We start from the raw sequence: 6,705 nt of genomic DNA on the forward strand, positions 1-6,705 counted from the left end.
GCCGTCGAGGCCGCCACGCACTCGCAGTGCCTCGCCCTCTTCCAGGCAGGAGAGGTCGACGCCATCGCGGGCGACGACACGATCCTCGCGGGCTTCGTGGCGCAGGACCCGTACGCGAAGGTCGTCGGCGACGCCCTGAGCTCGGAGCCCTACGGCCTCGGCCTGCCCGCCGACGACCCCGACTTCGTGCGCTTCGTCAACGCCTCGCTCGAGAGCATCCGCAGCGACGGCCGCTGGCAGAGCATCTACGAGCGCTGGCTCGGGGTCCTCGGCGAGGCCTCGCCGCCGGCCCCGGTGTACGGCCGATGAGCACCGGTCTCGCGGAGGGGACCCCCGTCGCTCCGGGCCGGCTCGGGGAGGCCGCGCCGCAGCGCGAGCTCTTCGAGTACCTCGCCGCTCTCACCCGCTGGCTCCAGCGGACCACGCGCGAGCTCTCGCGGCTGGACGCCGCCGCGCTGGCGTCGCCGCAGGCCGAGAACTACACGGCCGACGTGGTGCTCGCCCAGTCGCTCCGCGAGTCCGTCACCCGGCGCCTCGCCGAGCTCGAGGCGGTCTGGGACTCCGGCCGCGTCGACGTCGTGGCGCGCGAGCGGATGTCGCAGCTGATCTGGGGCCGTCTCGACGCCTCCGGGAGCGGCGCGGTCTCGCTGGTGGAGGCGGTGCGCCTCTGCGACGCGGTCGTCGGCCAGCTGCGCTCCCGGCTCGAGCTCGACCCCAGCGGCACCGACGTCGCCGGGCGGATCGTGGGGGTGCGCGCCGAGATCGAGCGCTGCCGCGACCTCACCCGTGACGGCGGCGGCACGGTCGACCGCGAGCGGGCGGAGCGGGTCGCCGTGCTGCGCTCCCGCCTCGACGCGCTCGCCGAGCGGGCGGGCCGGGGAGCCGACGTGTCCGGGCCGCTCGGCCAGCTCGAGAGCGACTCCGCCCGGCTCGAGCGCGACCTGATCATCGCCGCGTCCGAGCGGCGCGGACTCGAGCGCGACCGCCGTCGGGCGCGCGAGCTGGCGGAGGCGGCCGAGCGCCGCGAGGCGCCGCTGCGCGAGCTCGTGGCCCGCTGCCGCCGCGAGATCGCCGACCCGCCGCGGCTGGCCGTGCCCGACGTCTCCCGGCTGGGCGATCCTCCGTCCGACCGTGAGGCGCTCGACGCGCACCTCGCCCGGCTCACCGCCGTCGGCCGCGCGTTCGACGCGGTCGAGGCCGCCTACACCTCGCCGCTGCGCGAACGGGCCGCCCTCGGCTTCCGCCTCCGGGCGCTGCGGGAGCGTGCCGAGGGCAACGGCCGCGCTGCCACCGCCGTCGGTGTCGCGGCCGAGGAGGAGGTGCGCGCCGCCCTCGACACCGTGCCCTGCTCCGTCCCGCTCGCCCGCCACCTGGTCGAGCAGTACGACGTCGTCACCCGCGACCTCCCGCACCCCGACCCCGCGCACCACCGGAAGGCCACCCCATGAACGGCGCCCCCTGCACCGCGACTCCCGGCTGCACCGGGACGATCGAGGACGGCTACTGCAACGTCTGCGGCCTCCCGCCCGAGGAGGGCGCCGCCGCCTCCACGCCGACCGCGCGCCGCGCCGCTCCGGCCTCCACGCCCGCCACCGCCTCCGCCGCCTTCGGCACCGGCTTCGTCGAGGGCACCCCCGGCGCCACGGCACCCGGCCCCGCGGAGGAGTCGGCCACCGCGCGCAGCACGCGCACCTCCTCCGCCCGCCTCGCCACCGCCGCCCTCGGCTCCGCCCGCACGGCGCAGACCGGCTCGAAGGTCACCCGCCGCGTCGGCACCACCTCGACCCGACTGCGCGGCCCGAGGCTCGGCGCCGGGCTCACCACCGTCCCGTCCCGCCCGGCCGCCGACCCGATGGCCGCCCTGATGACCGAGGCGGTCCTCCCCGAGCGCAAGCGCTTCTGCTCGCACTGCGGCACCGCCGTCGGCCGCGGGCGCGACGGTCGGCCCGGCCGCACCGAGGGGTTCTGCCCCAACTGCCGCACGCCGTTCTCGTTCACCCCGCAGCTGGTGAAGGGCGATGTCGTCGGCGGCCAGTACGAGGTCGTCGGCTGCCTGGCCTACGGCGGCCTCGGCTGGATCTACCTCGCGCGCGACCGGAACGTCTCGGGGCGCTGGGTGGTGCTCAAGGGCCTGCTCAACTCCGGCGACCCCGATGCGTACGCGGCGGCCGTCACCGAGCGCCGATTCCTGGCCGAGGTCGAGCACCCGCTGATCGTCGAGATCTACAACTTCGTCCTGCACGACGGCGCCGGCTACATCGTGATGGAGTACGTCGGCGGGCCGAGCCTCAAGCAGATCCTGAAGGAGCGGCTGGACGCCAACGGCGGCGCCGCGGATCCGCTGCCGGTGGACCAGGCGCTCGCCTTCGTGCTCGAGGTCATGCCCGCCTTCGCCTACCTGCACGACCACGGCCTGCTCTACTGCGACTTCAAGCCGGACAACATGATCCAGGTGGGCGACCAGGTCAAGCTGATCGACCTCGGCGGAGTGCGCCGGATCGACGACGAGGACTCCGCCATCTACGGCACCGTCGGCTACCAGGCTCCGGAGGTCGCCGACCTCGGTCCCTCGGTCGCCTCCGACGTCTACACGATCGGCCGAACGCTGGCCTCGCTGGTGCTCGACTTCCGCGGCAACCAGACGACCTTCGTCGCCTCGCTGCCGCCGGTGTCGGAGACACCGCTGTTCCAGCGCTACGACTCCTTCTACCGCCTGATCGCGAAGGCGTGCGCTCCCGACCCGCAGGACCGCTTCGCCACGGTGGACGAGATGCGCGGCCAGCTGCTCGGGGTGCTGCGCGAGGTCGTCGCGACCGACCGCGGTCCCGGACACCCCGCGCTGCACTCGACGGAGTCGGCCCTGTTCGAGGCGCCCGTGGCCGACGTGGTCGACCGCGTCCCGCCGTGGGACGCGCTGCCGGCGCTCCGCCGCGACGAGTCCGATCCCGCCCGGTCGTGGCTCGCGGGCGTGAACGTCGCCGACCCGATCGTGCGCCTGCGCGCTCTCGCGCTCGCGCCCACCGTGACGGTCGAGGTGCGGCTCGCCCGCGCCCGGGCGGCGATCGAGGCGCAGCGCTGGGAGGAGGCGGCCCGCGCGACGGGCGAGATCCTCACGGAGGACCCGTGGGAGTGGCGGGCGGTCTGGATGAGCGGTCTCGCGCAGCTCGCGCGCGGCGATGACATCGGGGCCCGCGCCTCCTTCAACACCGTCTACGGGCAGGTCCCCGGCGAGCTCGCCCCGAAGCTCGCGCTCGCCGCGGCGTGCGAGGCGAGCGGCGAGCCCGAGGTCGCCGAGTCCCTCTACGTGATCTGCGCCCGCGCCGACGCGAACTACACGGCACCCGCCGCCTTCGGTCTCGCCCGGGTGCGGCAGCTGCGCTCCGACCTCGACGGGGCGCTCGACGCGCTCGACATCGTCGCGCCCACGCGCTCCTCCTACTCCGACGCGCGCCGCCGCCGGGCGGAGCTGCTGGCGGAGTCGGGCCGCGGGCTGCCCGCGCTCTCGGCCGCCCTCGCGAGCGTCGACTCCGTGTCGATCGACCAGCGGACCCGCCTCGAGCTCACGACCCAGGTCCTCGCCTCCGCTCTCGAGCTGGTGCGGCGCGACGGCCCGGCCGAGGGAGCGACCCTCGGCGGAGTCGAGGCGAACGAGGCCGCCATCCGCGACGGCCTCGAGGCCTCCTACCGCGCGCTCGCCGCCTCCACTCGCGAGCGCGACGAGCGCCTGCGCCTCGTCGACCGGGCCAACGAGGTCCGACGCTGGACGCTGACATGAGCGGCGCGCTGTCGACTCCCTGCCCGAACTGCGGCGAGCCGGTCACGACGGGCGACGCGTTCTGCGAGGCCTGCGGGACGCCGCTGATCGTCGCGGCCACCCCCTCCGCTCCGCCCGTCGCCGTCGGAGGATCCGCCGCCTGCGTCTACTGCGGGGGAGCGGTCGCCGAGGACGGCTACTGCGAGCAGTGCGGACGCCCCGCTCCGACCGAGCGCGAGCACTGGGCCGAAGCGCCGCACCCGCTGGTCGGCGGCGTCTGCGACCGCGGGCTCCGGCACCCGGCCAACGAGGACGCGATGGCGCTCGGGGCGACCACCGGCGCCGACGGCTCTCTGAGGACGGCGCTGCTGGTGGTCTGCGACGGGGTCTCCTCGACCCCCGACTCCGACAAGGCGTCGCTCGCCGCGGCCCGTGCGGCACTCAGCGCGCTGCAGGCCGAGGTCGGCGGGGAGAGCGCGGGAGCGGACCGCTGGCGCGCGCTGCTGCAGATGGCCACCGCGCGCGCCTCCGGAGCGATCGACGCGGCCGTGCCCGAGAAGCGGTCGAATCCGCCCTCGTGCACCTTCACCGCGGCGGTGCTGGACGGCGCGCTGCTCGTCACGGGCAACGTGGGCGACAGCCGCAGCTACTGGATGCCGGACGCGGGCGAGCCGCGGCAGCTCACGGTCGACGATTCGTGGGCGCAGGAGCAGATCGCCTCGGGAGTGCCGCGGGAGCAGGCCGAGACGGCGCCCGACGCTCACGCCATCACCCGCTGGCTCGGCGCCGACGCGCACGACGAGGAGCCGCGGGTCGCCTCCGAGGAGCTGACCGAGCCGGGCTGGGTTCTGGTCTGCTCCGACGGGCTGTGGAACTACGCGTCCGCCGCCGAGGACCTCGCGCGCGTGCTGCGCGAGGCGCAGGAGCGGGTGGGCGCGGATCCGGTCACGCTCGCGGAGGCGCTGGTCGCCTGGGCGAACGAACGCGGCGGGCACGACAACATCACGGCCGCGCTGGCGCGGTTCGACCCGGCGGGTGCGGCGGAGACTGCGGCTGAAGCGTCCGCTGCCGAGGTCAACGGTGAGGAGACCGGTACAGCCGAGCAGGATGCCGCCGACGTCGGCGCCGCCGACCTCGGCGCTGCGGATCCCGGCGCTGCGGACCCGAGCGCGGCCGACCCCGCCACCTCGAGCCCCGACGCGGCCACCCCCTCGCCCGACGCCGACGCCGACGCCTCCCGTCCCACCGACTGAGCGCGCCGATCCGTCCAGACCACCCCTCCACCGCTGGACGGATCGGCACCCCCGCGGCCGTGGTCACGCCCCTACAGTCGTCGCCATGAGCATCGCCGAGCCCGCCACCGCCCTGTCCGTCGTCGGCCACTGGATCGACGGGGCTCCCTCGGCCTCCTCGTCCGGCCGCACCGCTCCCGTCTACGACCCGGCGCTGGGAGTCGCGACCAAGGAGGTCGCGCTCGCCGACTCCGCCGAGGTGGACGCCGCCGTCGCCTCCGCGAAGGCCGCCTTCCCCGCCTGGCGCGACACGTCGCTCGCGAAGCGGCAGCAGATCGTCTTCCGCTTCCGCGAGCTCCTCGAGGCGAAGAAGCAGGAGCTCGCCGAGCTGATCACGTCGGAGCACGGCAAGGTCGTCTCGGACGCGCTGGGCGAGATCACCCGCGGGCAGGAGGTCGTGGAGTTCGCGACGGGGCTCGCGCACCACCTCAAGGGCGAGTACTCGGAGCAGGTCTCCACCGGCGTCGACGTCTACTCGACCAAGCAGCCGCTGGGCGTGGTCGGGATCATCTCCCCCTTCAACTTCCCGGCGATGGTGCCGATGTGGTTCTTCCCCATCGCCATCGCCGCCGGCAACACCGTCGTGGTGAAGCCCTCCGAGAAGGACCCGTCCCCGGCGATCTGGCTCGGCGCCCTCTGGAAGGAGGCCGGCCTCCCCGACGGCGTCTACACGGTGCTCAACGGCGACAAGCAGGCCGTCGACGGGCTGCTCGAGCACCCCGACGTCCGCTCGATCTCGTTCGTCGGCTCGACCCCGATCGCGCAGTACGTCTACGAGACGGGCACGAAGCACGGCAAGCGCGTCCAGGCCCTCGGTGGGGCGAAGAACCACATGCTGGTGCTCCCCGACGCGGACCTCGACCTCGTCGCCGATTCCGCCATCAACGCCGGCTTCGGCTCGGCGGGCGAGCGGTGCATGGCGATCTCGGTCGTCGTCGCGGTCGAGCCCGTCGCCGACGAGCTCATCACCAGGATCCAGGACAGGGCCGCGACCCTGCGCACCGGCGACGGACGTCGTGGCTGCGACATGGGCCCGCTGATCACCGAGGCGCACCGCGACAAGGTCGCCTCCTACATCGCGATCGCGGAGGAGGACGGCGCGGAGGTCGTCATCGACGGCCGCGGCATCGAGGTGGACGGCGACGCGAACGGCTTCTGGCTCGGCCCGACCCTGCTCGACAAGGTCCCCACGACCTCCCGCGCGTACACGGAGGAGATCTTCGGACCGGTGCTCTCCATCGTCCGCGTCGCCTCCTACGAGGAGGGCGTCGCGCTGATCAACAACGGCGCGTTCGGCAACGGCACGGCCATCTTCACCAACGACGGAGGAGCGGCCCGTCGCTTCCAGAACGAGGTCGAGGTCGGCATGATCGGCATCAACGTCCCCATCCCCGTCCCCGTCGCCACGTTCTCCTTCGGCGGCTGGAAGGCGTCCCTCTTCGGCGACACCAAGGCCCACGGAGCAGAAGGCGTCCGCTTCTTCACCCAGCAGAAGGCCATCACCAGCCGCTGGCTCGACCCCTCCCACGGCGGCATCAACCTCGGGTTCCCGCAGCATTCCTAGGCTCTCTCCTCCTTCGTCGTCGATCGCCCGCAGTCGGCCTGGGAGGGTGGTCGCGTCTCGCAGAGCGTCCTGCGTTCCGCGCACGTCGATCCGCT

4 protein-coding genes and 1 pseudogene are annotated in these 6,705 nt (G+C 74.3%); all 5 read left to right on the plus strand.

Annotation, left to right across the window (positions count from 1 at the left end):
- Positions 1-309: pseudogene (locus C5C82_RS16420) on the plus strand (transporter substrate-binding domain-containing protein); the annotation flags it as partial.
- A complete protein-coding gene (locus C5C82_RS16425) occupies positions 306-1,448 on the plus strand; it encodes a hypothetical protein (RefSeq protein WP_104226189.1) in 1,143 nt (380 codons plus the stop codon). The pseudogene C5C82_RS16420 and the gene C5C82_RS16425, both read left to right, overlap by 4 nt.
- A complete protein-coding gene (locus C5C82_RS16430; protein ID WP_104355396.1) occupies positions 1,445-3,775 on the plus strand; it encodes a serine/threonine-protein kinase in 2,331 nt (776 codons plus the stop codon). Before C5C82_RS16425 ends, C5C82_RS16430 begins: the two co-directional genes overlap by 4 nt.
- Positions 3,772-5,007, plus strand: coding sequence for a PP2C family serine/threonine-protein phosphatase (locus tag C5C82_RS16435; RefSeq protein WP_219814859.1), 1,236 nt, complete (start codon positions 3,772-3,774; stop codon positions 5,005-5,007). Before C5C82_RS16430 ends, C5C82_RS16435 begins: the two co-directional genes overlap by 4 nt.
- An 85-nt stretch (positions 5,008-5,092) precedes the next feature.
- A complete protein-coding gene (locus C5C82_RS16440; protein WP_104355397.1) occupies positions 5,093-6,610 on the plus strand; it encodes a CoA-acylating methylmalonate-semialdehyde dehydrogenase in 1,518 nt (505 codons plus the stop codon).
- Positions 6,611-6,705: the final 95 nt, after the last annotated feature.

It is taken from the genome of Rathayibacter sp. AY1D5, from assembly GCF_002932515.1.
GTDB lineage: Bacteria > Actinomycetota > Actinomycetes > Actinomycetales > Microbacteriaceae > Rathayibacter.

Excerpts from the sequence above, each read along its gene's own strand:
- C5C82_RS16425 (WP_104226189.1), top strand. The coding sequence starts at position 306 with ATGAGCACCGGTCTCGCGGAGGGGACCCCCGTCGCTCCGGGCCGGCTC.
- C5C82_RS16430 (WP_104355396.1), top strand. The coding sequence starts at position 1,445 with ATGAACGGCGCCCCCTGCACCGCGACTCCCGGCTGCACCGGGACGATC.
- C5C82_RS16435 (WP_219814859.1), top strand. The coding sequence starts at position 3,772 with ATGAGCGGCGCGCTGTCGACTCCCTGCCCGAACTGCGGCGAGCCGGTC.
- C5C82_RS16440 (WP_104355397.1), top strand. The coding sequence starts at position 5,093 with ATGAGCATCGCCGAGCCCGCCACCGCCCTGTCCGTCGTCGGCCACTGG.